This is a genomic window from Pseudomonas sp. ACN8 (assembly GCF_002303925.1).
Taxonomy (GTDB): Bacteria; Pseudomonadota; Gammaproteobacteria; order Pseudomonadales; family Pseudomonadaceae; genus Aquipseudomonas.
Genome location: NZ_MRCS01000024.1, coordinates 1 through 23,364 on the forward strand (window position 1 = coordinate 1; position 23,364 = coordinate 23,364).

General features: G+C 61.1%; 20 protein-coding genes and 1 pseudogene. 11 read left to right on the forward strand and 10 right to left on the reverse strand.

Going from position 1 to position 23,364, the window contains the following annotated elements; all coding sequences use genetic code 11:
* Positions 1-156 precede the first annotated feature (156 nt).
* Complete coding sequence (locus BSF44_RS15055) at positions 157-1,050, reverse strand: PA4780 family RIO1-like protein kinase (RefSeq protein ID WP_095944167.1); 894 nt, start codon at positions 1,048-1,050, stop codon at positions 157-159.
* 446 nt (positions 1,051-1,496) lie between these two features.
* Here BSF44_RS15055 and BSF44_RS31120 point away from each other — a divergent pair.
* Together BSF44_RS31120 and BSF44_RS31125 are read left to right on the forward strand one after the other, a co-directional pair.
* Positions 1,497-2,585, forward strand: a pseudogene (locus BSF44_RS31120) (cache domain-containing protein); the annotation flags it as partial.
* Between the two features lie 129 nt (positions 2,586-2,714).
* The gene (locus BSF44_RS31125; protein WP_371315412.1) at positions 2,715-3,443 is read left to right on the forward strand and encodes a methyl-accepting chemotaxis protein; all 729 of its coding nucleotides are present in this window, start codon (positions 2,715-2,717) and stop codon (positions 3,441-3,443) included.
* Between the two features lie 124 nt (positions 3,444-3,567).
* Here the strand turns inward: BSF44_RS31125 and BSF44_RS15065 are convergent, their stop codons facing one another.
* Positions 3,568-4,845, reverse strand: a complete 1,278-nt coding sequence (locus tag BSF44_RS15065; protein WP_095944169.1) for an acetyl-CoA C-acetyltransferase — start codon at positions 4,843-4,845, stop codon at positions 3,568-3,570.
* Between the two features lie 222 nt (positions 4,846-5,067).
* Between BSF44_RS15065 and BSF44_RS15070 the strand changes: the two genes are divergently transcribed.
* Entirely contained in the window at positions 5,068-6,420 is a 1,353-nt protein-coding gene (locus BSF44_RS15070) for a 3-oxoacyl-ACP reductase (RefSeq protein WP_095944170.1), read from the forward strand.
* Positions 6,421-6,422: 2 nt separating this feature from the next.
* Complete coding sequence (locus BSF44_RS15075; protein WP_095944171.1) at positions 6,423-7,277, forward strand: MaoC/PaaZ C-terminal domain-containing protein; 855 nt, start codon at positions 6,423-6,425, stop codon at positions 7,275-7,277.
* 852 nt (positions 7,278-8,129) lie between these two features.
* On the opposite strand, the gene BSF44_RS15090 is transcribed toward BSF44_RS15075, so the two are convergent.
* Entirely contained in the window at positions 8,130-8,543 is a 414-nt protein-coding gene (locus BSF44_RS15090) for a response regulator (protein WP_095944174.1), read from the reverse strand.
* A 75-nt stretch (positions 8,544-8,618) separates the two neighbouring features.
* A complete protein-coding gene (locus tag BSF44_RS15095; RefSeq protein WP_095944175.1) occupies positions 8,619-8,816 on the reverse strand; it encodes a Flp family type IVb pilin in 198 nt (65 codons plus the stop codon).
* 324 nt (positions 8,817-9,140) lie between these two features.
* On the opposite strand from BSF44_RS15095, the gene cpaB reads away from it, so the two are divergent.
* The 5 genes from cpaB (at position 9,141) to BSF44_RS15120 (ending at position 14,456) form a co-directional block, all read left to right on the forward strand.
* A complete protein-coding gene (gene cpaB, locus BSF44_RS15100) occupies positions 9,141-10,082 on the forward strand; it encodes a Flp pilus assembly protein CpaB (protein WP_095944176.1) in 942 nt (313 codons plus the stop codon).
* A 119-nt stretch (positions 10,083-10,201) separates the two neighbouring features.
* On the forward strand, positions 10,202-11,392 hold the full coding sequence (locus tag BSF44_RS15105) for a pilus assembly protein (RefSeq protein WP_095944177.1): 1,191 nt from the start codon (positions 10,202-10,204) through the stop codon (positions 11,390-11,392).
* A complete protein-coding gene (locus BSF44_RS15110) occupies positions 11,389-12,669 on the forward strand; it encodes a CpaF family protein (protein ID WP_095944178.1) in 1,281 nt (426 codons plus the stop codon). Before BSF44_RS15105 ends, BSF44_RS15110 begins: the two co-directional genes overlap by 4 nt.
* 9 nt (positions 12,670-12,678) lie before the next feature.
* Positions 12,679-13,563: a type II secretion system F family protein gene (locus BSF44_RS15115; protein WP_095944179.1), complete on the forward strand. Its 885-nt coding sequence runs from the start codon at positions 12,679-12,681 to the stop codon at positions 13,561-13,563.
* A 2-nt stretch (positions 13,564-13,565) separates the two neighbouring features.
* Positions 13,566-14,456: a type II secretion system F family protein gene (locus BSF44_RS15120; protein ID WP_095944180.1), complete on the forward strand. Its 891-nt coding sequence runs from the start codon at positions 13,566-13,568 to the stop codon at positions 14,454-14,456.
* On the opposite strand, the gene BSF44_RS15125 is transcribed toward BSF44_RS15120, so the two are convergent.
* From BSF44_RS15125 to BSF44_RS15140, 3 genes are all read right to left on the reverse strand, one after another.
* Positions 14,453-14,713, reverse strand: coding sequence for a DUF6124 family protein (locus BSF44_RS15125; RefSeq protein ID WP_095944181.1), 261 nt, complete (start codon positions 14,711-14,713; stop codon positions 14,453-14,455). The two genes, BSF44_RS15120 and BSF44_RS15125, sit on opposite strands and share 4 nt — an antisense overlap.
* Positions 14,714-15,383: 670 nt before the next feature.
* On the reverse strand, positions 15,384-16,163 hold the full coding sequence (locus BSF44_RS15135; protein ID WP_095944183.1) for a response regulator transcription factor: 780 nt from the start codon (positions 16,161-16,163) through the stop codon (positions 15,384-15,386).
* A gap of 114 nt (positions 16,164-16,277) precedes the next feature.
* Positions 16,278-16,748, reverse strand: coding sequence for a prepilin peptidase (locus tag BSF44_RS15140; protein ID WP_095944184.1), 471 nt, complete (start codon positions 16,746-16,748; stop codon positions 16,278-16,280).
* Between the two features lie 75 nt (positions 16,749-16,823).
* Here BSF44_RS15140 and BSF44_RS15145 point away from each other — a divergent pair, with 75 nt between their 5' ends.
* A complete protein-coding gene (locus BSF44_RS15145; RefSeq protein ID WP_095944185.1) occupies positions 16,824-17,264 on the forward strand; it encodes a TadE/TadG family type IV pilus assembly protein in 441 nt (146 codons plus the stop codon).
* Positions 17,261-20,002: an ATP-binding protein gene (locus BSF44_RS15150; RefSeq protein WP_095944186.1), complete on the forward strand. Its 2,742-nt coding sequence runs from the start codon at positions 17,261-17,263 to the stop codon at positions 20,000-20,002. Before BSF44_RS15145 ends, BSF44_RS15150 begins: the two co-directional genes overlap by 4 nt.
* Here BSF44_RS15150 and BSF44_RS15155 read toward each other — a convergent pair.
* From BSF44_RS15155 to BSF44_RS15165, 3 genes are all read right to left on the reverse strand, one after another.
* Positions 19,999-21,981 carry a pilus assembly protein TadG-related protein gene (locus BSF44_RS15155; protein WP_095944187.1) on the reverse strand — a complete coding sequence of 661 codons (1,983 nt, stop codon included), beginning with the start codon at positions 21,979-21,981 and terminating at the stop codon, positions 19,999-20,001. The genes BSF44_RS15150 and BSF44_RS15155 overlap by 4 nt on opposite strands.
* A 149-nt stretch (positions 21,982-22,130) precedes the next feature.
* Positions 22,131-22,694, reverse strand: coding sequence for a DUF4136 domain-containing protein (locus BSF44_RS15160; RefSeq protein WP_095944188.1), 564 nt, complete (start codon positions 22,692-22,694; stop codon positions 22,131-22,133).
* 55 nt (positions 22,695-22,749) lie between these two features.
* Positions 22,750-23,358, reverse strand: a complete 609-nt coding sequence (locus BSF44_RS15165) for a DUF4136 domain-containing protein (protein ID WP_095944189.1) — start codon at positions 23,356-23,358, stop codon at positions 22,750-22,752.
* Between the last annotated feature and the right edge of the window lie 6 nt (positions 23,359-23,364).

Sequence of the window (23,364 nt, forward strand, 5' to 3'; positions counted from 1 at the left end):
AAGAAAAGGTGTCGGCGGGTTGTTTCTGGATCACCGCCCAAGGCCATCAAGGCCAAGGACGGTGAAGATTTCAAAAACCCGGTTTCCAGTGGACCGTAAGGCTGCTCCGCTTAAGTGAACAGCATTACGGCCGAAGCCGGGTTTTTCTTTAACCGATCACTGCATCCACGGTGGAGGCGGTTCTTCGGTCTTGCCCGGCGGCGCATCGTCCGCCGCACGCACGGCTTGCTTGCGCTCTTCATCCAGGCGCGCGGCCTCGATCTCGCGCATGATTCCGCCCACGTCGGCCAGCTCTTCGGTGTCGGCGAACTCGCCGGTCAGGACACTGGCCGGGTGCAAGGTGCCGGCCTCGTACAAGGCCCACATTTCCTTGGCGTACTTGGTCTTCTTCAACTCCGGCGCAAACCGCCCGAAGTAGGACGCCATGTTGCCCACATCCCGCTCCAGCATGCTGAACGCGTGGTTGTTGCCCGCCGCGTCCACCGCCTGCGGCAGGTCGATGATGACCGGGCCGGTCGGCGTCAGCAGCACGTTGAACTCGGACAGGTCGCCGTGCACCAGACCGGTACACAGCATCAGCACGATCTGGGAAATCAGATACGCGTGATACTCGCGGGCCTGGTCCGGCTCCAGCACCACATCGTTCAGGCGCGGCGCGGCATCACCGTACTCGTCGGCCACCAGCTCCATGAGCAGCACGCCTTCGAGGAAGTCGAACGGCTTGGGCACCCGCACACCGGCACTGGCCAGACGGAACAGCGCCGCCACCTCGGCGTTCTGCCAGGCGTCCTCGGTTTCCTTGCGGCCAAACTTGGAGCCCTTGGCCATTGCACGGGCCTGACGGCTGTTGCGCACCTTGCGGCCTTCCTGGTATTCGGCCGCCTGACGGAAACTGCGTTTATTCGCCTCCTTGTAGACCTTCGCGCAACGCAACTCGTTGCCGCAGCGCACCACATAAACAGCTGCTTCTTTACCACTCATGAGTGGGCGCAGCACCTCGTCGACCAGACCGTCCTCGATCAGGGGTTCAATGCGTTTTGGAGTCTTCATCAGCTTTTATTGTGGGTCCTTTATTACCAAACACGCGAAAGTCATTCGTTATACGGCAATCCACTCACGGGGGGGAGGGGTTGCCGACTTATGAACATTGCAGATGCACAGAATGTACCGATTTCATCAGGTAAAACCGACGACCGTCATGGTCGTTCCAGATCATAGCCGAGCCTGCGTCACTTGTTGTGCAGGGGCATTGAGGGCAATTGCGACAGAAGCTGACAACACAACTCTTAGCCTCCGTAGAATTTTTCCCAACAGGCCTCAATTTCCTCCGACAACAGCCGAAGTCCTAAGGGACAAAGTGATTTGTCCGACAATCGCTGCCACAACAAAAGCGTTGCCGCACTCAAGGACCCGGGTTGACCAAGAACGATTACGGCTGCCAATAAAACCGCGAGTCATCTGCACTGCGTGGGCCTACAAGAAAATCTGGAGCGCGGATGAACATCAAACAGAAGTTGACCTGGGCGTTTGCAATCATCGCCTGTCTGCCCGTGGTGCTGGTCGCCACCCTCGTTGTGCTGAACCTGCGCAGTGATGCCAGGGACGAATTCGTCGACAGCAGCGCCCGCGAGATTCGTCAGGTCAGCAATGCCATGCAATTGTTCTTTGACGGCATCAGCCAGAACGTCGATTACCTGGCCAAGCAGCCGCTGATCCGAAACTCCGACGACAGCCTCAAGACCTACATGGCCGCCAACGCCGAGAGCGTCCCCCAGGGCGAGGCGGACAAAAAAGTCTTCACCTTGCTCCAGGACCTGGGCAACAGCCACCCGGCGTACGCCTATGCCATCCTCGGCACGGCAGCAGGCGGCTATGTGTCGTGGCCGGATGATCCAAAGCTGAATAACTATGACCCGCGCCAGCGCCCCTGGTACAAGACGGCCCAGGCCAAACCGGGCAAGCCGTTCCGCACCGAGGCCTATTACTGGGCCCAGGACGACGCGACCTACGTCAGCACCGTGCGCACCATCGACAACAAGCTGGGTACCAACGGCGGCGTGGTCAGCATCGACGTGACGCTCAAGCAGCTCACCGAAATCGTCAAACAGATCAAGCTCGGTGAAACGGGCTACCTGATGCTGCTGGAAAACACCGGCATGGTCCTGGTGGATCCGAAACAACCGGAACACAACTTCAAACCGCTGAACAGCCTTGGCGACGGCTACGCGCAACTGGCCAAGGCCGGCAAGGGCCTGGTGGAAGTGGAGCTCAATGGCGAGCACTACATGGCCAATGTCTGGCCATCGGAGCAACTGGGCTGGACCTTCATCGGCCTGATCAAACAGGACGACGTGATGAGCTCCGCGACCCGGTTGACCTGGTTGATCGCCATCATCGCCGCCGTCCTGGCCGTCATCTTCGCTATCGTCGGCGCCAGTTTCGCCAGCCTCATCGTGCGCCCGATCCGCAGCGTGGCCAGTGGCCTGGAAGGCATCGCCCAGGGCGAAGGCGACCTGACCCAGAACCTGCAAATCCGTGGCAACGATGAAACCGCGCAACTGGCCAACTGGTTCAACCAGTTCCTGACCGCGATTCGCAACCTGATCCAGAACATCGGCGGCGCGGCGGGCAAGATCCTCGCCACGTCCAAGAGTTCGACCCAGGTCTCCAGCGACATGGCCGAAGCCGCCGGACGCCAGCGTGAAGCGGTGGACATGGTCTCCACGGCGTTCCACGAAATGGTCGCCACCGCCAACGAAGTCGCGCGCTCTTGCAGCCAGGCGGCGGAGTCTGCCGACAGTGGCCAGCGCCAGGCGCGCGAAGGTCAGCAGCAGATCGATGCGGCGGTGAACAGCGTTGATCGCCTGAGCCAGGAAATCGAACAGTCGGCCCAGTCGATGCAACAACTCGAACGCGACAGCAACGACATTCAGTCGATTCTGGGGACCATCCGCTCGATCGCTGAACAGACCAACCTGCTGGCACTGAACGCCGCGATCGAAGCGGCCCGGGCCGGAGAACAGGGACGCGGCTTTGCCGTGGTGGCTGACGAAGTACGCGCCCTGGCCAAGCGCACGGCCGACTCCACGGCGGAAATCGACGGCCTGCTGGGCAACCTGGCCAAACGCACCAGCCAGGTAACCCAACAGATGCACGCCAGCCTGGAAGTGTCCCAGCAATCGGTGACGCGCATCGGTGAGGCGCGCAGCAGCTTCGGGCAGATCCGCGAGTCGGTGGACGTGATCCGCGACATGAACACCCAGATCGCCACGGCGGCGGAACAACAGCATCAAGTGGCCGAAGACATCAACCGGCACATCAGCCAGATCCATGGCGATGCACAGTTGGTGGCGGAACTGGCCAACTCGGCGCGCCTGGATTCCCAGAGCCTGGCCGGGTTGTCCAATGAACTGGACGGGTTGGTGCGCAGGTTCCGTACCTGATTCGCAACCTCACCACTAAACCCTGTAGGAGCGAGCCTGCTCGCGATGAGGCCATCAGCTTCAACATCCATGTTGACTGATATGCCGCCATCGCGAGCAGGCTCGCTCCTACAGTCGTTTTTGCCTAGCGTTCGATGATGGCGGTCACACCCTGCCCGCCCGCCGCACAGATCGAAATCAGTCCCCGCCCCTTGCCCGCCGCATCCAGCAACTTCGCCAGGTTGGCGACGATGCGCCCGCCCGTAGCGGCAAACGGATGCCCCGCCGCCAGTGAACTGCCCTTGACGTTGAGCCTGCTGCGCTCGATCGAGCCCAACGGCGCATCGAGCCCGAGACGGGTTTTGCAGTACTCGGGATCTTCCCAGGCCTTCAAGGTGCACAGCACTTGCGCGGCGAAGGCTTCGTGGATTTCGTAGTAGTCGAAGTCCTGCAAGGTCAGGCCATTGCGCGCGAGCAAACGCGGCACGGCGTAGACCGGCGCCATCAACAAGCCTTCGGCGCCATTGACGAAATCCACTGCCGCCGCCTCGCCGTCACGCCAGTAGGCCAGAATCGGTAACCCGCGTGCCTTGGCCCATTCTTCGCTGCCCAGCAGCACCAGTGATGCGCCATCGGTCAACGGCGTGGAGTTACCTGCGGTCAGAGTGCCCTTGGCGCTTTTCTCATAGGCGGGCTTGAGCGCGGCGAGCTTTTCCAGCGTGGAATCCGGGCGCAGGTTGTTGTCGCGGGTCAGGCCCAGGAATGGCGTCATCAGGTCGTTGTGCCAGCCCTCGGCGTAGGACGCAGCCAGTTTCTGATGGCTCTCAAACGCCAATTGATCCTGTGCTTCGCGAGGGATACTCCAGGTCTGGGCCATCAGCTCGCAATGCTGGCCCATGGACAACCCGGTACGCGGCTCGCCGTTGCGCGGAAATTCGGGGATCAGATGTTTGGGACGCAATTGCAGGAAGGTTTTCAGTTTGTCGCCGGTGGTTTTCGCGCGGTTGGCTTGCAGGAGGATTTTACGCAGGCCTTCGCTGACACTGATCGGCGCATCCGAGGTGGTGTCCACGCCACCGGCAATGCCGCAGTCGATCTGGCCGAGGGCAATTTTGTTCGCCACCAGCAACGCCGCTTCCAGCCCGGTCCCACACGCCTGCTGGATGTCATAGGCCGGAGTGGCGGGCGACAGACGCGAACCGAGTACACACTCGCGCGTGAGGTTCATGTCCCGCGACAACTTGAGCACGGCCCCGGCGACCACTTCTCCGATGCGCTGGCCATGCAGGTTGTAACGTTCGATCAGGCCCTCGAGGGCTGCGGTGAGCATCACCTGGTTACTGGCCGTGGCGTAGGGGCCGTTGGAGCGGGCGAAAGGAATCCGGTTACCGCCGATGATCGCGACGCGGCGCGGTTGGGTCATAAAGAACTCCTGACAAAAGACCTGATGTAAACACTAACGCTGTGGGAGCGAGCCTGCTCGCGAAGAGGTCAGCACATGCAACATCGATGTTGGCTGATACACCGCCATCGCGAGCAAGCTCGCTCCTACAATGTAACCAAGCGTAGGCCTTATCTTGCGGATCGAACGACTGATCGCCATTCATGGTCCACACTTTGATCCCCAGCTTTCGGAGCGCGTTCCATGTCTGACCGCTATATCGACTTCGCCAATTCGTCCATCGGCCATCGCCTGGTCGGCGCCCTGGGGTTGCCGGCGCCGAGCAGACTGGAGCGCTGGCAAGCGGGCCGGTTGCGACCTGTAGACGGCGCGCTGCTGATCGGCGGCGGGCCATTGGCCGAACACGTCAGCGCCTTCGCCAACCGCCTGACCGACGCGATCTACAGCTACGGCACCGAGCCTTCGATGGCCACGGCCTGGATTCCCGGCCATGGCCCGAAACTCAAGGCCGTGGTGTTCGACGCCAGTGACCTGCTGCACACCGATCAGCTCAAGCAACTGCGTGAGTTTTTCCAGCCGCTGATGAAAAACCTCGAACACTGTGCGCACCTGGTGATTCTCGGGCGTGATCCGCAAACCCTGCGCGACCCGTTCGCCGCCAGTGCCCAGCGTGCCCTGGAAGGTTTCAGCCGTTCCCTGGCCAAGGAGTTGCGCAGCGGTGGCACCCTGCAATTGATCTATGTCGGCGAAGGGGCCGAGGCACAACTGGAAGGCCCACTGCGGTTTTTCCTCTCACCGAAAAGCGCCTTCGTGTCCGGCCAAGTCATTCGCTTGAATCCGTGCGCGACGCCAGTCACCGACTGGACACGCCCGCTCGCCGGGCGCAAGGCACTGGTCACCGGCGCAGCACGCGGTATCGGTGCCGCCATCGCCGAAACCCTGGCCCGTGATGGTGCCGACGTTACCCTGCTCGACGTGCCCTCGGCCAAAACCGATCTCGAAGCACTCGCCGCACGCCTTGGCGGGCGCAGCATCACTCTCGACATCTGCGCCGAAGACGCCGCCACGCCGTTGGTCGAACAATTGCCCGACGGCCTCGATATCGTGGTGCACAACGCCGGCATCACCCGGGATAAAACCCTGGCCAACATGACCCCGGAATTCTGGGACGCGGTGCTGGCGGTCAACCTCAACGCGCCGCAAGCGCTGACCAAAGCCCTGCTCGACAGCGGCACCCTGCACGACAACGGCCGGGTGATCCTGCTGGCGTCCATCAGCGGCATCGCCGGCAATCGCGGGCAAACCAATTACGCGGCGAGCAAGGCCGGGTTGATCGGTCTGGCACAAGCCTGGGCGCCACTGCTCCACGAGCGCGGCATCAGCATCAATGCCGTGGCGCCGGGCTTCATCGAAACACAGATGACCGCACACATTCCCTTCGGCCTGCGCGAAGCGGGACGGCGTATGAGTTCCCTCGGCCAGGGTGGCCTGCCGCAAGACGTCGCCGAGGCCGTGGCCTGGCTCGCGCAACCGGGCACCGGCGCGTTCACCGGGCAAGCGTTGCGTGTGTGCGGACAAAGCGCTCTGGGAGCTTAAGGATGATCACCGACTGGCACACACTCAACCGCGAACCCGGCCTGACGGGGTCGTACGCACGAGCGGCGACACGACGCAAAATCACCGGCAGCCGCCTGCCCGACTCGGGTTTGCGTTGCTGGGTCGAAGTCGATCCCAAGCACCTGGCGGCTTATCGCAAGGTCTGTGGTTTCGCCGACAACGGTTTGCTGCCACCGACCTACCCGCACATCCTCGGGTTTGCCTTGCAGATGCAGTTGCTCACAACCAGGGACTTCCCGTTCCCGCTGCTGGGCCTGATTCACCTGAGCAACCGCATTCGAGTACTGCGCCCCATGGGCGGGGTGAGTCAGGTGCGCGTCAGCGTGCGAGTGCAGAACCTGCAACCCCACGCCAAAGGCGCGACGTTCGATCTGCTGACCAACCTCGACGATCAGTTGGGCCCGTTGTGGAAAGCAGAAAGCCGGATGCTCTGTCGCGGCGTCAAACTCAAGGGCGAACCGCTTGAAGAGCCCCCGGTATCGAGCCTGGCCCTGAGCGAAATCGAACACTGGAAAGCGCCCTCGGACATCGGCCGGCAATACGCCAGGGTGTCGGGCGACTACAACCCGATTCACCTGAGCGCGGCCAGCGCCAAACTCTTCGGCTTCCCGACCGCCATCGCTCACGGCCTGTGGAACAAGGCACGCACATTGGCTGCGCTGGCCGGACATCTTCCAGCGGCGAATGTCGAAATCGCCGTGCAGTTCAAGAAGCCGGTACGGTTGCCCAGTGAAGTGACGTTGCTGGCCAGCGAGCCGGGGCCGAACGGGGATTTTCAACTGATGGGTGCCGGGGAGCTGGAGCATATGATCGGGCATTGGCGGCCGATGGCCTGACAAGGCTGATGTCTGTGGCGAGGGAGCTTGCTCCCGATGGCTGCATACATTCAGACAATCAGGCCGGCCGGTAGGCCGCCATCGCGAGCAAGCTCCCACAGGTACCGAGTACATCTGCAAGAAATTGGTCGGTTGTCAGGCCGTCATCGCGAGCAGGCTCGCTCCCACAGGTACCGAGTACATCTGCAAGAAATTGGTCGGCTGTCAGGCCGTCATCGCGAGCAGGCTCGCTCCCACAGGTACTGAGTACATCTGCAAGATTTCGGTCGACTGGCAGGCCGCCTTCGCGAGCAGGCTCGCTCCTACAGGTACTGAGTACATCTGCAAGATTTCGGTCGACTGGCAGGCCGCCTTCGCGAGCAGGCTCGCTCCTACAGTTAGGCTGGGTACATTCGAAAAAAATGGGTCGGCTGTCAGGCCGCCTTCGCGAGCGAGCTCGCTCCCACAGAAGAGCAAAGGCAGAGCAGCGTACACCGCGCCGCTTCTCACCACTCATCAGGCCGAGCGTTAGCTCGCCTGCAGCTTTTGATCTTGATCCACCCGCCTATATCGGCAGGCTGAGCGGAGGTGTTCATCCGGGGATTGGCGCGCAGCGCCGTTCGACGCAGTCGAACTCATTGCATGTAGGTCGTCGCGAAGCAGACCGGAGGGCAATGCCCCCGGATGAATACCGCAGCGAAGGAACCCCGAGCCTCAGCGAGGGGCCGTACGTAAGGGGCGAGACTTTTTGGTTCCTTTTGTGTCGTTTGACAAAAGGGACTCGCCGTAAGGGCGAAACCATAAGCCGCCGTTACCGCAGAAACGGATATGTACTCAATCAACCCCAACATGGTCGGCCCAAAGGCCGCCAAGTCAACCTTTGACCAGATAAACCTGCGGCAGCGGAAACAGATTATTCAGCGTCTCCAACAACCGCACGTGATAAATCGGCTTGCGAAAAAGATCCAGCACCTGCAAACGCAACAGGTCACTGACATCATCCATGCCCGCATGCCCCGACATCACAATCACCGGCAAATGCTCGCGCGATGTATGCTCGCGCAAGCGCTTGATCAACGACATGCCACTCTCCTCCGGCATGCGCAAATCAGTGATCACCAAAGCGATATCGGGATGCCGGGTCAGATGCTTCAACGCGAGCTTGACCGAAGTGGCCGTAAAACAATTGAACCCCTCACCCTCCAGCAACTCCGCCAACTCAAGCAATGCGTCCTCTTCGTCATCCACCAGAAGAAGCTGTTGGCGTGGCCGTGCGAGAGCGTTCATGAGGTCACACCTGCAATGGACGAAGCGCTGACGTTAGAAACCCTGTGAAGCAACAACAAACTGTCGACTTCCTTGTCACAGCGCCGCTTGAATCGTGGTGAACGTGGCCGAGATGGCGTTCTGGACACCCGTACTGAAACCGGCGAGCACCACCGCGACCATGGCCGCAATGATCGCGTACTCAATACCGGACGCCCCTTCGGTATCCCTGGCCAGGCCCTTGTAAAAAGCGATTCCGGATTTGACCTTCTCAACAAGTTTGGAAAAAGACATGGCATTTCTCCTGGACGACGACGGGTGTTGCACGGACGCAACATGATTCCCCAGTGCCAGCATCAGCATTGTCGGCATTCCCCGGCCCAACAACTGTAAATACGCATTAACACTAAAGTATTAACCGTTTCGTTGACGTCATAAAACAGGTCGTTTTATCGCAACTTTGCACTTACGTTAGATTTTTCCTCCCACAGTAATGGCATTTTGCTTTACCTGCGCTACCGTCAAATAGCGAAATAGTTCCATGTTCATAGCTGCCTGATTGCGAAGTTGTCTCGTTGGACTTGACGGGGTTTGCGCAGCAGGAAAGGGAGAGCCTTCATGAACAGCCGTGTCACTCTGGGCCTCGCCGGATTGTTTCTGTTCGGCGCCATCATTACCGGTTACTGGGGGCTCTCATTGAGTCGTCAACCGGCCCCCGAGGCCGTTGCCCAGTCCACCGTCAGTGCACCGCTCGCCATCCCGGCGTCCCTGTCGGCAAACGACCCGACCCGCCATCCCGTGGTCGTGCTGGTCAACGATGTCGCGCCATATACGCCGGTCACCCCAGCCGATGTCGTGCTGGAACAGTTGCACACCGCCCCGGCTGGCAGCCTGACCAGCCTCGACCAGGCGATTGGCCGTACCCCCTGGCGCGCCCTCACCGCCGGCAGCTGGCTCAACGACGAAAGCTTCGAAGCCGGCAGCAAGCTGTCGCGGATGATCCGCCCCAATGAGCGCGCCCTGGCGGTCGCCACGGACGAAGTGGTCATAGTCGGCGGGCAACTGACGCCAGGCGACTATGTCGATGTGCTGCTGTTCCTGCGCATGGACACCCTCAATCCGCAGCCAACGGCACAACTCGTGATACCGGCCTTGCGGGTGCTCGGGGTCGGCGAGCAGTTGGGGTTGACCAACGACGGCCAGCCTTCCGGCCCGGCGCGCAACGTAGAGGACAAACTCAAACAGGATCAATCCCGCGCCGCGGCCCGGACCGTGTTGCTCGCGGTTCCTGAACAACTGGTGAGCCGCCTGATGCTCGCGACCCAGGCCGGCGTGCTGCGCCTGGCCGTACGTAGCGCCGATGAAAAACGCCTGGCGCGCTACTGGGCCGGCGAAAGCAGCTCTGCCGCCAACCTGGCCAATGCCAACCGCGAGCTATTGCAATTCAGCCAGCTGGCCATGACTGCGCCGCCCAAACCCGTTGCCCGCCCGGCCGTCGCGTCGCGCAAAACCAGCGTGGAAGTCATTCGCGGCAACGAGATCACTCAACAAACCCCCTGAATCGAACAAGGACGCCTTTCCATGCGCAGACGTTTTACGTCGTTGTTCAATGGCTCGATCCGGGGTGCTTTGCTCGGCGGCCTGTCGGCGAGTGCGGTATCACGCAGTGAGTTATCGCAATGAGCCAGAACCTGAGTCAAACCTTCCTCGCGATCACGCGCAACAGCACCGACCTGGAATGGCTGCAAGGTGCCCTTGCGCCCCTGGGCCAGGTGGTCAGCGCCGGTGGCGGCAGCCTCGACGAGCTGTTGGCATTAGTGGACGTGACCTGCGCCAGCCTGGTGTTCATCGGCCTGGACCGCGACCGCGTGGTCACCCAAAGTGCGCTGATCGAAGGCGCGCTGGAAGCCAAGCCGATGCTGGCGATCGTCGCGCTGGGCGACGGCATGGACAACCAGCTGGTACTCAATGCGATGCGCGCCGGGGCCAGGGATTTCGTGGCCTATGGTTCACGCGCCAGTGAAGTCGCGGGGTTGGTGCGACGCCTGAGCAAACGCCTGCCCGCCATCGCGCCGAACACGCACCTGGGCCGCCTGACCGTACTGTATGGCGTGCAGAGCAGCGCCGACGGCGCGTTGCTGGCCACGCACATGGCGCAAGTGGTGCAAAAAAGCGGACAGCACACACTGCTGCTGGACCTTGGATTACCCCGGGGCGATAGCCTGGCGCTGTTGGGCCTTGAAAGCTCGTTTCATTTCGGCGATGCGCTGCGCCACTTGCGACGCCTGGACGCGACGCTGATCGACAGTGCCTTCACCAGTTGCGAGGCCGGGCTGCGCATCCTCGCCTACGCCAGTGGCGATGAACCGCTGGAACACACCAGCGCCGCCGAGTTGTACATGTTGCTCAGTGCCCTGCGCCAACACTTCCAGCACATCGTGGTAAACCTCACCGGCCAACCCGACAGTGAAGCGCTGCGCACCTTCGTCAGTCACTGCGACAAACTGCTGTGGTACACCGACCAGAACGTGCTCGACTGCCGCCGCAACCTCACGGTGCTCAATTTGTGGCGCGAAAAAGGCATGAAGCTCGATCACGCCAAATTGCTCGTGGACCGCTACCTGCGCAACGTCGCACCGGACTCCGACACCCTGGGCAAGACGTTCGGTCTGGAGATCATCGCCACCCTCGCCTACAGTCCGGAAGTGCGGCTCAATGCCAAGAACCAGGGACTGACCTTGTTCGAACTGGCCCCACGCGAAAGCCTCACCCAGAGCCTGCGCGCCCTCGGCGAGCACCTGGCCAAGCATTCCGAAGGCCTGGCCAAACCCAAGACCGGCTGGTTCAACCGCTTGAGGGGCGCACAATGAGCAGTGAAAAACTCTTCGGCTCACCCCAACGCGGCGCGGTCGGCAATACCGACCACGAAGGCCTGAAACTGGTGCTGCACCGCTACATCATCGACGCCATCGAAGAGTCGGGGAAAAACCTGCTGGAGGGCTCGCGTCAGGCGCTGGCGCAGTTCGTGATCGACAAGGTGGCCGAGTACATCGCGCGTTTGCACCTGGCGATTTCCCGCTATGAAATGGAACGTCTGGCCGAAGAGATCGTCGACGAACTCACCGGTTTCGGCCCGTTGGAAGTACTGTTGCGCGACACGGCGGTGACCGAGATTCTGGTCAACGGTCCGCACCGGGTATTTGTCGAACGTGAAGGCTTGCTGCACCTGAGTGACTTGCGCTTTATCGATTCGCACCACGTCGAACGTGTGATGCAACGGATTCTCGCGCCCCTGGGCCGACGTCTCGATGAGTCTTCGCCGATGGTCGACGCACGCCTGCCGGACGGCAGCCGGGTCAACGCCATCATTCCGCCAATTGCCCTTGATGGTCCGTGCCTGTCGATCCGCAAATTCCGCCAGGACATGCTCAAAAGCTCCGACCTGATCGCGATGCAAACCATCGATCACGGGATCTACGAATTCATTCAGGAAGCCGTGGGCAAACGCTGCAACATCCTGATCAGTGGGGGCACCGGCACCGGCAAGACCACGCTGCTGAACATTCTCAGCCAGTTGATCAACCCTCAGGAACGACTGGTCACCATCGAAGACGTCGCCGAACTGCAACTGGGCCATCCTCACGTCGTGCGCCTGGAAACCCGTCCACCGAATGCCGAAGGCCATGGCGAGGTGAAAGCCAGCGACCTGATTCGCAACGCCCTGCGGATGCGCCCGGACCGGATCATCCTCGGTGAAATTCGCGGAGTCGAAGTGGTCGATGTGTTGACCGCCATGAACACTGGCCACGACGGTTCGATGAGTACCGTCCACGCCAACAACGCCCAGGATGCGCTACTGCGCCTGGAGACCCTGGTGGGCTTGACCGGCCGCAGCATCGCCGAGCGCACCCTGCGGCAAATGATCTGCGCGGCGCTCGATGTGGTCATCCAGCTCACGCGCTTGCCCGACGGGCGCCGCTGCGTCAGTGAAGTGGTGGAAGTCGTTGGGGTGCGCGACGACATGTATGTCACCAACACGCTGTTCCGTTTCGACCGCCACACCGGATTCGGTTTCCTGCGCGAAGCCGTGAACCCGGCTGGCGACAAATTGCGCCGGGACTCGGCGCTGCCTCCCTCGGCGTACTGAGGCCACGGCATGCTCAAACCGGCGCTGCTCATCCTCGTTTGCCTGATCTTTCTCGGCCTGGCGCTGCGCCTGCTCTATAACGGCTTGCGCCAGACCGGCAACGAACGAATTCTGGGACGCCTGAGCCAGGGGCAACCGCTGCGGGTCGTGCAGAAGTCGTCATGGGCGGGCCTTGAGCGGGCGTTTTTGCGCGCCGGACTCGGACGCCCCACCGAACGCCTGGGCCAGTGGCTGGCGTTCTGGATACTCGGGGTGCTGCTGGGAATTGCCCTGGGTGGCTGGGTCGGCGCGCTGCTGGCGCTGCTGGTGCCTCCGGTGGTGGTACGGCTGTTCATCAGCTGGCGTTATCAGCGTCGTCTCAGCCGCATGATCGACCAGTTGCCGATGTTGCTCGACCATGCCGTACGCAGCCTGAAGTCCGGGCGGACCCTGGCCGATGCCGTGCTCGGCGCCATCGATGCGGCCGACGACCCGCTGAAAAATGCCATGGGCCGGATTCAGCGCAATGTGCAACTGGGGGTCACCCTGGCAGACGCCGCTTCGGACTTCGCCGAGCTGTACGAGAAAGACGAACTGCGCCTGCTCGCACTCGGCTTGAAGGTCAACCACCGCTATGGTGGCAATGCCAGTGAGCTGCTGGAAAACCTGATCAAGATGATCCGCGAACGCGAGCAAGCGGCTCGCCAGTTGAAGGCCATGACCGGCGAAACCCGTATCACTGCCGCGGTCCTGGCCTTGCTGCCGGTCTCGGTCGCCGGCTACTTTCTACTGACCAATCCAACCTACCTGCTTTCCATGTGGCACGACAGCTCGGGGCAAATCATGCTGGCGAGTGCCTTCGGATTTCAGGTGATCGGTTGCCTGGCGCTTTGGCGCATGTTGCGTAGCCTATGAATATGATGATGCTCTTGCTGGTAAGCGCGCTGCTGCTTTTCGGGGCAGCACTGTTGTTGCTCAACGCCTTGCTGGACCAAAGCCGACGAGCACGCCAGGTGGCCCAGCGACTGGATGGAAAGGCGCCGGGTGATAGTCACCTCACCCTGTTGCTGCAGGCCCTGGGCGCCAGTCGGCTGGGGCAGCAGTCGGTCAAAATGGACAACGAAACCCAGACCCTGCTCAACCGCCTTGGCTGGCGCAGCGCACGCCAACGCTCACAGTTCGCCGCCTTGCAGGTAGGCGTGCCGCTGTTGGCGCTGTCCTTGTGCCTGCTGATCCAGGGGCTGTTCTACCCGAGTGTGGAGAACCACTGGATCGCCCCGATGCTCGCCACCTGTGCCGGCTATCTGCTGCCCAAACGCTGGCTGTCCGCCGCCGCACAGCGTCGGCAAAAACAACTCGCCACCGAAACCTCGACCTTCATTGCGCTGCTGCGCACCCTGTTCGAATCGGGCATGGCGGTGGAGCAATCCCTGCGTGTGCTGAGCCAGGAAGGCAGGCAACTGCTGCCCGCCCTGACCCATGAACTGCGCCTGATTCTGACCCGCGTCGACTCCGGGCTGGAACTGGGCGAAGAACTGAACAAGACCACCCGACTGCTCTCGGTAGACGAATTCACCGACACCTGCGTGATCCTTCAACAATTGATCCATCAGGGTGGCGGCGCGATGAAGTCCTTGCTGGCGCTCAAACAGTTGCTCGACGACCGGCGCCTGACGCGCCTGCAGGAATACATTTCCAAAATGTCCGCCAAAATGTCCGTCGTGATGATGTTGTTTCTCTTCCCGGCGTTATTGATCGTCCTCGCCGGCCCTGGCTTCACGGCCCTGGCCCGGTCCTTTGGCCACTAATCCTGCGGATCGAGATTATCCAGTGCCCGATTCACCGCCAGCTCGCCCAGCATGATCACCTGCGCAATCCCCAGCATCGTATTGCGCTGCGAGCCTTGCAGAAACCCCGCGAAATCACTCGCCATCACACTCGCCGACGCCAGTGATTCACAGGCGTGGGCCAGCAGGGTCTCGGTGTCGATGTCCGGGGCGATGATGAACATCGTGCCGGGCTTTTGGGTGACAGGTTTGGGGGGATTTGGGGTGGGTTTGATCATCGTTGCACCTCTGGGATGAAATGGAGCCACGTCCAAATTGCCGCGAAGCAATTTGGGGTGGCAGCTGTACGCGGGTTCGCGGACCGATCCCAGAGGCAGCTCGGCATACCCGAAGGTATCCCGCGCACAGTCGCCATGACACAGAACGACAGACACCAGAAAGTGTTGTTGTCAGGTGGAGCGATTATGCCTTAGGAATCGAGCCGCGACGCCCGGACGCTGAATTTTCAGCGACCGACAAAGGCTAGAGATCGCGCTTCCGACGGACAACCTGAAAAGCGTGTCGGAGATTTCCCAGGGGTTTGAGGAAAACTACACAGGAATGTGTTGGCTGGAGGGATGTCATCGCGAGCAGGCTCGCTCCTACAGTTGGGCTGGCTACATCTGAGAGGGGATTGGTCGGATGGCAGGCCGCTATCGCCAGCAGGCTGGCTCCCACAGAAAAGCACAAGCAAAAGCAAAAGCTAAAGCACAAGCAAAAGCCGCGTACCCTCGCCGCTTCTCACCACTCATCAGGCCGAGCGTTAGCTCGCCTGCAGCTCTTGATCTTGATCCACCCGCCCCCTCGGCAGCGAAGGAACCCCGAGCCTTAGCAACGGGCCGTTACCGCAGCAACGGATATGTACTCAACCCAAACCACCAACATGGTCGGCCCAGAGGCCGCCAAGACTCAGTGCGCCGTAACCCGCCGCCACCCCAAGGAACCACTGGGCGACAAGGCCAACGCCAACTGCGTTCGGTTATGCATATGCGTCAACCGCAGCACCTGCGACACATACAACTTCACCGTGTTCTCGGTAATACCCAACTCACAGGCAATCTGATAATTGGTCTGCCCCTTGCCCACCAACCGCGCCACCTCCAGTTGCCGCGCAGACAACTGATTGAAAATCGCCGGAACCTCCACCGCATCAGTATCAGCGACACCCCGGTCACCGGCGCCCGCATGCGGCCCGCGCCGAACCTTGTCCAGGTCCTGGTAAAGATCATCGATCGACTCGGACAGATACTGAAGCTTCTGATTCAAATGCCCCAACTGCAGGTTCTTGTGCCTCTCCTGCAAGGCCACTTCCTGCCGCTGCAAACCTTCGAGCAACTCATTCAGATCGATCGGCTTCTGGTAATAGTCGGCAACACCAGCGCGCAGAGCCTTGATCACGTCCTGCTTGTCGGCGCACCCGGTGAGCATGATCGCCTCGAACGCCCGGTGCTTGCCCGATAGCCGCTGCAACTCCTGCATCAACTCAATGCCGTCCATGCCGGGCATCTGCAAATCCAGCAGCACCAGGCCGATATCGAGGTCTTCTTTGAAACGCTCGATCGCCAGATAGCCCGACTCGCACGGAACACAACGGTAACCTTTGCCCTCCAGAAATTCGCAAAGCTCTTCAACGATCAATGGCGCATCGTCGACCACAAGGACTTTTACTGCCGAAGTAAACTTGCTCACGAGCAACTCCCTGTCAGGTCAAAGGTTGACCCGTCCCTCAGCGACAGCCAACGGCTGTACAACTTCTGTCTGAAAAGTAGACGTAGTTTCCGGCTATGTACACAAAAGGGGCAGCTAGCGGAGCCAGGCAAATGTCAGCATCAGCCCCACCAGCACGAAGGGTGCAAATGGTTGCTTCCTTGACATTTCAGGTGCCATATAAAAAAGACGGGTTCTAAGCCCTTGACCCATATGAAGCCAGACTCTTGGCGCCAGCAGCAGCCAGAAAACGCTGGCCAATCCGGCGCCAATAAACGTGCCGAGCACGTGCATACCGTCCGTCGCAAGACCCAGGGCGGCCATGAGTTTCACGTCTGCGCCACCCATTCGCTTCATCGCGTAGCCCGGTAGCGTGAAGCCCAAAGCCAACAAAAAAGCCCAGCCGCCCTGTTGCACCTCGGCACCCAGCCAGGTCGTGCCGTTCCACAGCAGCCACGCCAGGGCCAGGGCACCGCCGCCCACAGTCAGGCCATTGGCGATGTGCCGTTGTCGGGCATCCTGTGCGGCGCAAAGCGCCAGCCAGATCAGTAGGACAAAGCTCTGCATTCGGTAAAAAACGTCCGTTTTGGCTGAATGACTCTATGCTGACATTACTCCGTGTTGGTCAGGGTAGACGCACTCATGAAAGCCAGCCTCCCACACAAACAAAAAGGCGCCGCCGCGATTGAATTCGCCCTGGTGTTCATCATTTTTTTTGGCGTGTTCTACGGCATCATCAGCTATAGCCTGCCGCTGCTGTTGATGCAGTCATTCAACCAGTCGACCGCCGAAGCCGTGCGCCGCAGCGTGGCGCTGGACCCGGCCACCCCCGGCTACAGCGCCGCACTGATCGCCCGCGCCACGACGGAGCTGACCACGCAAACGGCCTGGATTGCACCGGCCCTGAATTTCAACGTCGCCACCGACGCCAACGTTACTTATGTGGGCGGGTTGCTGACCGTGCGCATCAGCTACCCCACCAATAAAATCAGCGCCGTCATCCCGTTCCTGAACCTGCCCGGCATCGGTCGGGTACCGAACCTGCCGGCGACCCTCACAGCCAGTGCGAGCCTGCAATTTTGAGTGCCGGGGACAAATTGTTCGGGCGCCTGCTCCACCGCCACCCGCCGCCCCCACCGGAGCCACCCGAGGCACTGCGGGTGCACAGCTTCGGCTTGCAGATGCAGCTCAATGCCGAGGGGCGTGCCGTTCAATTGAGCGGCCCGCTGCGGCACTTGCTTGCCCAGCACCCCCCCGGCGCACAGGCACCGCACCTGCTCGACTTCCTGTTGCCCCACAGCAGTCTCGCCATCGAAGGCTCTCCGGCGGACTGGCAGGGACAAACCCTGGACCTGGACTTTTACAGCCTCAACGGCCCACCCCTGCATTTGCGCGGCTGGGTGCAACCCATGGCCGATGCCTGGCTGTTGCAGATGCTGGACATCAGCGACTTGCTGCTCGAGCGCCGGCAATCGCGCAACCGCGAACAATGCCAGGTGCTGGCGCTGCAAATCGCCGAACAGTTACGCCTGTCCAGCCTGGCCCGCCTGCCCGAAATGCTGGCCGAACAACTGCAAAGCCTGGCCCAGCGCTTTCAGATTCCGTGCATTGCCCTGGCCTTGCTCGATGAGCAGGAACAGGGATGGCAAATTTACCAGCACTACGCGGCCCTCGATGCACCGCAACTGTGGCAAAACGGTCAGCGCCTGGGCACGGGGCTGGACAGTTTGAGCGGCTCGACGCCGCAGCACCTGACCCCGCGCGAACACCCGCGCCTGCAAGGCACGTTCGGCAATACCGATGGCTTCGCCGTGCCTTATCACGATGCACAAGGGGTGGTCGCCTGGTTGTTGTGCGGCTTCTACACGGCGCAACAACGCGCCCCCGATGTCACGGAACGCGACTGGCTGCAAATCACCGCCGCGCTCGCCAGCCTCTTGCTCGAGCGCCTGCGCGAGCACCGGCATCACTTGCAACTGGAACGCCTGGAATCACTGCAAGCCTTGCTGGGAACCGGTTGGTGGGAAGTCTTCAGCGACAGCGACGAGGTTCAGTTGGCACCTTCACTGGCCACTACCCTGAACCTTGGAACGTCGCGTTTATCCATGCAGCACTGGCTCAATCAGGTGTATCCCGCCGACCGCGAAGAGCTGCGCATCTGCCTGCAAGACTTGCAGGAGACAGGCACCCCCCTGCTGCTGTGCGTGCGCCTGTATCGCCCCTACGGTGTGCCCGAACCCATCTGGTATCGCCTGCAGGGCCAGGCCCTGGGCGCGGGGAAAAACCGTCGGCTGGTGGGGTTCATGCTCGACATCAGCGATATCAAGAACCAGGAGCAAAGCGCCGCCGCCGCCCATGCTCGCCTGGACAATCTGATCGCCAGCTCTCCGGCGGTGATTTACGTACAGCGCTATGTCGAGGGTGCGTTGCAACCGGTGTTCTTCAGCGACAGCCTGTTGCCACTGCTCGGCTGGACCCTCGCCGACTGCGCACCCGGGGCGCTGGTGGAACGGGTGCATCCCGACGACCGCCTGCAGTATTTCGAGCGCACGCGGCTGTTGCTGCGTGAAGGCTCGGTGCGCACCCGCTATCGGTTACGCGACAGTCACGGCGACTACCACTGGCTGCTGGATGAGGCGAAGTTGTTGCGCGACGACCTCGGCTTGCCGGTGGAAGCCGTGGGCCTGTGGCTGGACATTACCGAAGCGACCCTGGCCACCGAACAGGTCAGGCAGAGTGAAGAACGCTACCGGATTCTGGTGGAAGACTCGCCGGCGATGATCTGCCGCTACCAGCCGGACCTGACCCTGACCTTCGGCAACCGCCCGTTGGCCACCTATCTGGAAATGGCGCCCGAGCGATTGCCGGGGGTGAACCTGGGCAACTGGATGTCCGGGGAACAGCGAGAGGCATTCACCCGACGGCTGAACCAGTTGAGCCCCGAGTTTCCGGTCAGCACCGCCGAGATCAACCTGCAACTGCCCGGCCGCGAACACGCCTGGTGGGTCTGGTCCGATCGCGGGGTGTTCGATGAACAGGGCCGGTTGCTCGAGGTCCAGGCCGTTGGCCGCGACAACACCGAGGTGCGGCGCTCGCAGCAGCAGCTCACACAAAGCGCGAAAATGGCTACCCTCGGTGAAATGGCCACCGGCCTGGCCCATGAGATCAACCAGCCGCTGAACGTGATCCGCATGGTCATCGTCAACGTACTCAAGCGCCTCAACAACGGCGACGTACAGGTCGATTACCTGATCGACAAGCTCACCCGCATCGACACCCAGGTGCAGCGCGCCGCGCGGGTGGTGGACCACATGCGGGTGTTTGGCCGTCGTTCGGAAATCGAGCAGCAACCGTTCAACCCGGCCCAGGCCATCGAAGGCACATTGGCGCTGTTGTCCGAAGGGATGCGTGGCAAAGGCGTCGACCTGCGCATCCGCGAACCCGGTTTTGAAGTGCAGGTGCGTGGCTACATCGATCAGCTTGAGCAGGTGCTGATCAACCTGATGGTCAACGCCCGGGATGCGTTGCTCGGCAAGCGCGAGGCCAACCCCGATTTCAGACCGTGGATTTCGGTGTACGCCGAACGGGATACAGACTCGGTACGCCTGTTGGTCGAGGACAACGGCGGCGGTATCGACCCACGTTTACTGGAGCGGATTTTCGAGCCGTTCTTCACCACCAAACCCGTCGGCGTGGGCACGGGCCTGGGCTTGTCGGTGAGCTACGGCATCGTCGAGAACATGGGCGGAAAACTGAGCATACAAAACGCCACCGAAGGTGCGCGTTTCTGCATTGAACTGCCGATCGTGAAACCGGACTAGATCACCAGCGCCGCTCGACCCGAGTGACAACTGAGGTTGGCACCCACTTCGACTTTGTTCAGGTCGATCCCCAGGCTCGCCAGCAACGTATTGATCAGCGTATCCATTAACGGGCTGAGTACCGTATTGATCGCATTGACCAACGCCGTCGTGACATCACTCAAAATACTGCCCAGGCCACCCACGATACTGCCCGACGGCCCGTACATGTTCACGCCAAGGTCACTCACGGTGGTGCTCAGGCTGTTGACGATATTGGTCGTGGTAAAGGCGTAGTAAAACGGCGGCTGATTGATCTCCGGCAGGTTGGCAGCCGCCGGCGCGGAATAGACGTGGGACATGTTGGCATTTTGGACAATCGCGGTGTTGACCATGATATCGATGCTACCGCCAACGCCTGGCTGATGGTTGTAGCAGGTTGGCGGCAGGATCAGCAGTCGCTGGCAGGTCTGCACGCCGATATCGATGACCTTCAGGGGATTGACGTGGTTGCTGGGTGGAACAGTGGGCGAGCCGAACACATCGGCGGGGTTGATCTGCCCGATCTTCAATCCGATCAGTGTGGTGGTGGTGCTGGTCGTCAGGCTTTTGTTTGTCGTACTCACACAACTGTAAGCCGTGACATAACTCCAGGCACCGGCCGCCTCCAGCGCCACGTCGATGCGTACCGGTGGTGGCAACAGCTTGATTTCCGGCGTGTCGCAGGGCACGAGCAACGCGCAGGTCAATGCGTTGACGACGCCCACCAGGTCCCAATCAAACAATGAGTTCAGAATATTGGCCAAGGGTGCGGCCAGATCGATGACGGCGTTGACCAGAGGCGTGATGGCGTCCAGCACGGGCAGGTTGATCGACAACAATGTCTTGACCTGAGCCGTGCGTACATAGATGCGGTTGGGGCCCAAAGGGGCCAATGCCGCGTTTTTCGGGTTGCCGATGGCCGACAGTTGCGGCGGCTCCATCACCTGCACCCGTGCATTGATTTGCGCCAGGCCTGCGATGTCGATCGGGAAGTTCGCGACCAAGGCGTTCTTCTTGTTGGCCAGTTGCACAAACCCTTCGATCAGATCGAACGCTTTGAGATTCACGGCAAGGGTCGAGATGTCGGCTCCACTTTCAACATGCAACATATTACCCAGCACAACGGACGTCGTACCCGCCGCCACCTTCAACGCTTGCAGGCTGACAATGGTTGCGGATGCTCCAAGTGTGCCGTTGGGGTCCAGTACGTTGATGGCGGTCTGGATCAACTGGCCGACGTTGACCGTACTACCAAGTACCTGGTCGTAGCCGGCAGCGCTCAGGCCAAGGTCAATCTTCAACCTATTCAGGTAGCTGAGCAGGCTGATGTTGGTATTGACCAAACCGTTCCAGCCCGCCGCATCGATACTGAGATTGCCTCCCAGCAACCCCCCGAAAAGCAGACTGGTAATGGTGGCCTTGCTGGCATCGAAGGTCAGCGCCGCACTGCGGATCGTCAATGAAGCCAGGGGAGGCGGCAGCGCAGCGACCGCCGTAGCGCTCAGCGTCAGCGTTGAGCCCGCCGGTGCACCGCCGACCAACGCGCCGATGCCACCGGCAATACTCTGTTGCACGACATGGCTGGCGATAACCCGGATAGCCTCGCTTTGGCTTGGGTCTGCACCGAATACCCGAAGGTTGTTGGCATCCAGGGTCAGCGCACCGCACGCCACAGCCAGTGCGCGTCCCGTAGAGGGAATGGTGAAACCGTTTCGTTGCGCGCTGGCCGTGGCATAGGTATTCGCGGTTGAGCCGGCGGAACAGTCTCCACCCCTTGTGGCTGCCTCAAGTGCGGCCATGTCAGCCACGCGCTGCAAACTGCGTTTTTCCAGGTACAACCTGCCGGTATCGACCACCAACAACATGAATGCCAAAGCCAAAGTCAGGGTCAAAGCGGCCATCAAGCCGATCGCCCCCCGTTGCCGGGCCGGGCCGCGAAATTGCTGGCGGGGAGACATGGCACACTCCTTTGTCGGCGCACTGCCGGGCGCAACCTCCGTTGGTGACAAGCAGTGTAGACAAGGGTGGCCGAGACTGCTGGCAACTTGCCAGCCAAGACAATAAAAACCCCTGTGGGGGAGCACAGGGGTTGGGAGACTGGCTGATTCTAGGAGGCGTGAGGTGGATAGTTGGCCAATATCCGCGTGACCGTTTCCCAGATGGCATCGCGACGATCCGTCGGGTTCGGCGTGCGGCTGAGTATCTGCTCGTCACTGCCACGCCACACCAGTTTGCCGTCCTTGCCATCGAGCAGGTCGATCTGGATGGTCGCCACTTTGTAGCTGACATTGCGGGTTTCGTTATACATGGGAGCGCCGTAGTAGCCATACCACGGGTTACCCCAGCCGCCGCCGTAATTGGTGGTCACCTGTTGTTGCCGCTCTTCGACAATCAGGTAGGTCTGCACATTCAAATCGCCCTTGGCACCTGTGGCGGCCGGGCGCAGACCGCGCTGATCCAGTTGATCGGCAACTGCCTGACGGATGCGCTGTTCGGTCAGATCGCTCTTGATCCTTGGATCATCGGGACGGTATTGCAGGGCGGGCTCTTTCCAGGTCCAGCTGCGATAGGCAGCAAAATCGCGGCTGGCGTCGAAGTCATGATTGACCTGGTTGGCGGCGCAGGCACTGAGCAGCGCGGCCACTGCCAGTAAAACAAAACGGCGGAACATGATGAGTCTCCGGTTGAAGGCATGATCCTGCGGAATGCTTCTTATCTACAAGAAGCTAACTAGGAGGATACGCCGACATTGCCTTTTCCACAGCCTCCCGTATGGCATCGACCCGCTCGCTTTCGCTGCCCCGGTTGCCGGTTTCAGCGCTGGCGCTCCACACCGGCTGGCCGCTCCTGGCGTCATACATATCCACCTGAACCACTACGACTTGCTCCTGATAGGTACGAACGATCGGTACGGTGGCGTACCCGCCATATCCAGGGCCGTAGCCGTTGTAGCCACCATAACCGCCGCTGTAATAGTCGTCCTGAACCTGGCGCAAGCGGGTTTCCAGGCGCAAGTCGGCGCTGACAAACAGGTCGGCCGGGCGATTGTCGTGCAACGGGCGCAAGCCGCGTTGATCCAGCGCATTGCTGACCGCTTCGGCGATCTGCGCCGAGTCGGCCCAGGCGGTGCCCGGTGGCAGGTGCCCGTCGAGCCACGCCCAACTGCGGTAGCGTCCATAGTCACGGGGGGCTGCCGGGTAAGCACTGCGGTCAAAGGTCTTGGCGGCCTGGGGCGGTGCCGGTGGCAAAGGGTTCGACGTGGCGACATAAGGGTTGCTGCCCTGACAGGCAGCCAGCCCCAGGCAGAACACCAGTACACCTGAATGACTTTTCATTGCTTG

What these genes read in the sequence shown, in the direction of transcription:
- BSF44_RS15055 (WP_095944167.1), bottom strand. Translation starts at nt 1,050, where the DNA reads ATGAAGACTCCAAAACGCATTGAACCCCTGATCGAGGACGGTCTGGTC.
- BSF44_RS31125 (WP_371315412.1), top strand. Translation starts at nt 2,715, where the DNA reads ATGGTCTCCACGGCGTTCCACGAAATGGTCGCCACCGCCAACGAAGTC.
- BSF44_RS15065 (WP_095944169.1), bottom strand. Translation starts at nt 4,845, where the DNA reads ATGACCCAACCGCGCCGCGTCGCGATCATCGGCGGTAACCGGATTCCT.
- BSF44_RS15070 (WP_095944170.1), top strand. Translation starts at nt 5,068, where the DNA reads ATGTCTGACCGCTATATCGACTTCGCCAATTCGTCCATCGGCCATCGC.
- BSF44_RS15075 (WP_095944171.1), top strand. Translation starts at nt 6,423, where the DNA reads ATGATCACCGACTGGCACACACTCAACCGCGAACCCGGCCTGACGGGG.
- BSF44_RS15090 (WP_095944174.1), bottom strand. Translation starts at nt 8,543, where the DNA reads ATGAACGCTCTCGCACGGCCACGCCAACAGCTTCTTCTGGTGGATGAC.
- BSF44_RS15095 (WP_095944175.1), bottom strand. Translation starts at nt 8,816, where the DNA reads ATGTCTTTTTCCAAACTTGTTGAGAAGGTCAAATCCGGAATCGCTTTT.
- cpaB (WP_095944176.1), top strand. Translation starts at nt 9,141, where the DNA reads ATGAACAGCCGTGTCACTCTGGGCCTCGCCGGATTGTTTCTGTTCGGC.
- BSF44_RS15105 (WP_095944177.1), top strand. Translation starts at nt 10,202, where the DNA reads ATGAGCCAGAACCTGAGTCAAACCTTCCTCGCGATCACGCGCAACAGC.
- BSF44_RS15110 (WP_095944178.1), top strand. Translation starts at nt 11,389, where the DNA reads ATGAGCAGTGAAAAACTCTTCGGCTCACCCCAACGCGGCGCGGTCGGC.
- BSF44_RS15115 (WP_095944179.1), top strand. Translation starts at nt 12,679, where the DNA reads ATGCTCAAACCGGCGCTGCTCATCCTCGTTTGCCTGATCTTTCTCGGC.
- BSF44_RS15120 (WP_095944180.1), top strand. Translation starts at nt 13,566, where the DNA reads ATGATGATGCTCTTGCTGGTAAGCGCGCTGCTGCTTTTCGGGGCAGCA.
- BSF44_RS15125 (WP_095944181.1), bottom strand. Translation starts at nt 14,713, where the DNA reads ATGATCAAACCCACCCCAAATCCCCCCAAACCTGTCACCCAAAAGCCC.
- BSF44_RS15140 (WP_095944184.1), bottom strand. Translation starts at nt 16,748, where the DNA reads ATGCAGAGCTTTGTCCTACTGATCTGGCTGGCGCTTTGCGCCGCACAG.
- BSF44_RS15145 (WP_095944185.1), top strand. Translation starts at nt 16,824, where the DNA reads ATGAAAGCCAGCCTCCCACACAAACAAAAAGGCGCCGCCGCGATTGAA.
- BSF44_RS15155 (WP_095944187.1), bottom strand. Translation starts at nt 21,981, where the DNA reads ATGTCTCCCCGCCAGCAATTTCGCGGCCCGGCCCGGCAACGGGGGGCG.
- BSF44_RS15160 (WP_095944188.1), bottom strand. Translation starts at nt 22,694, where the DNA reads ATGTTCCGCCGTTTTGTTTTACTGGCAGTGGCCGCGCTGCTCAGTGCC.
- BSF44_RS15165 (WP_095944189.1), bottom strand. Translation starts at nt 23,358, where the DNA reads ATGAAAAGTCATTCAGGTGTACTGGTGTTCTGCCTGGGGCTGGCTGCC.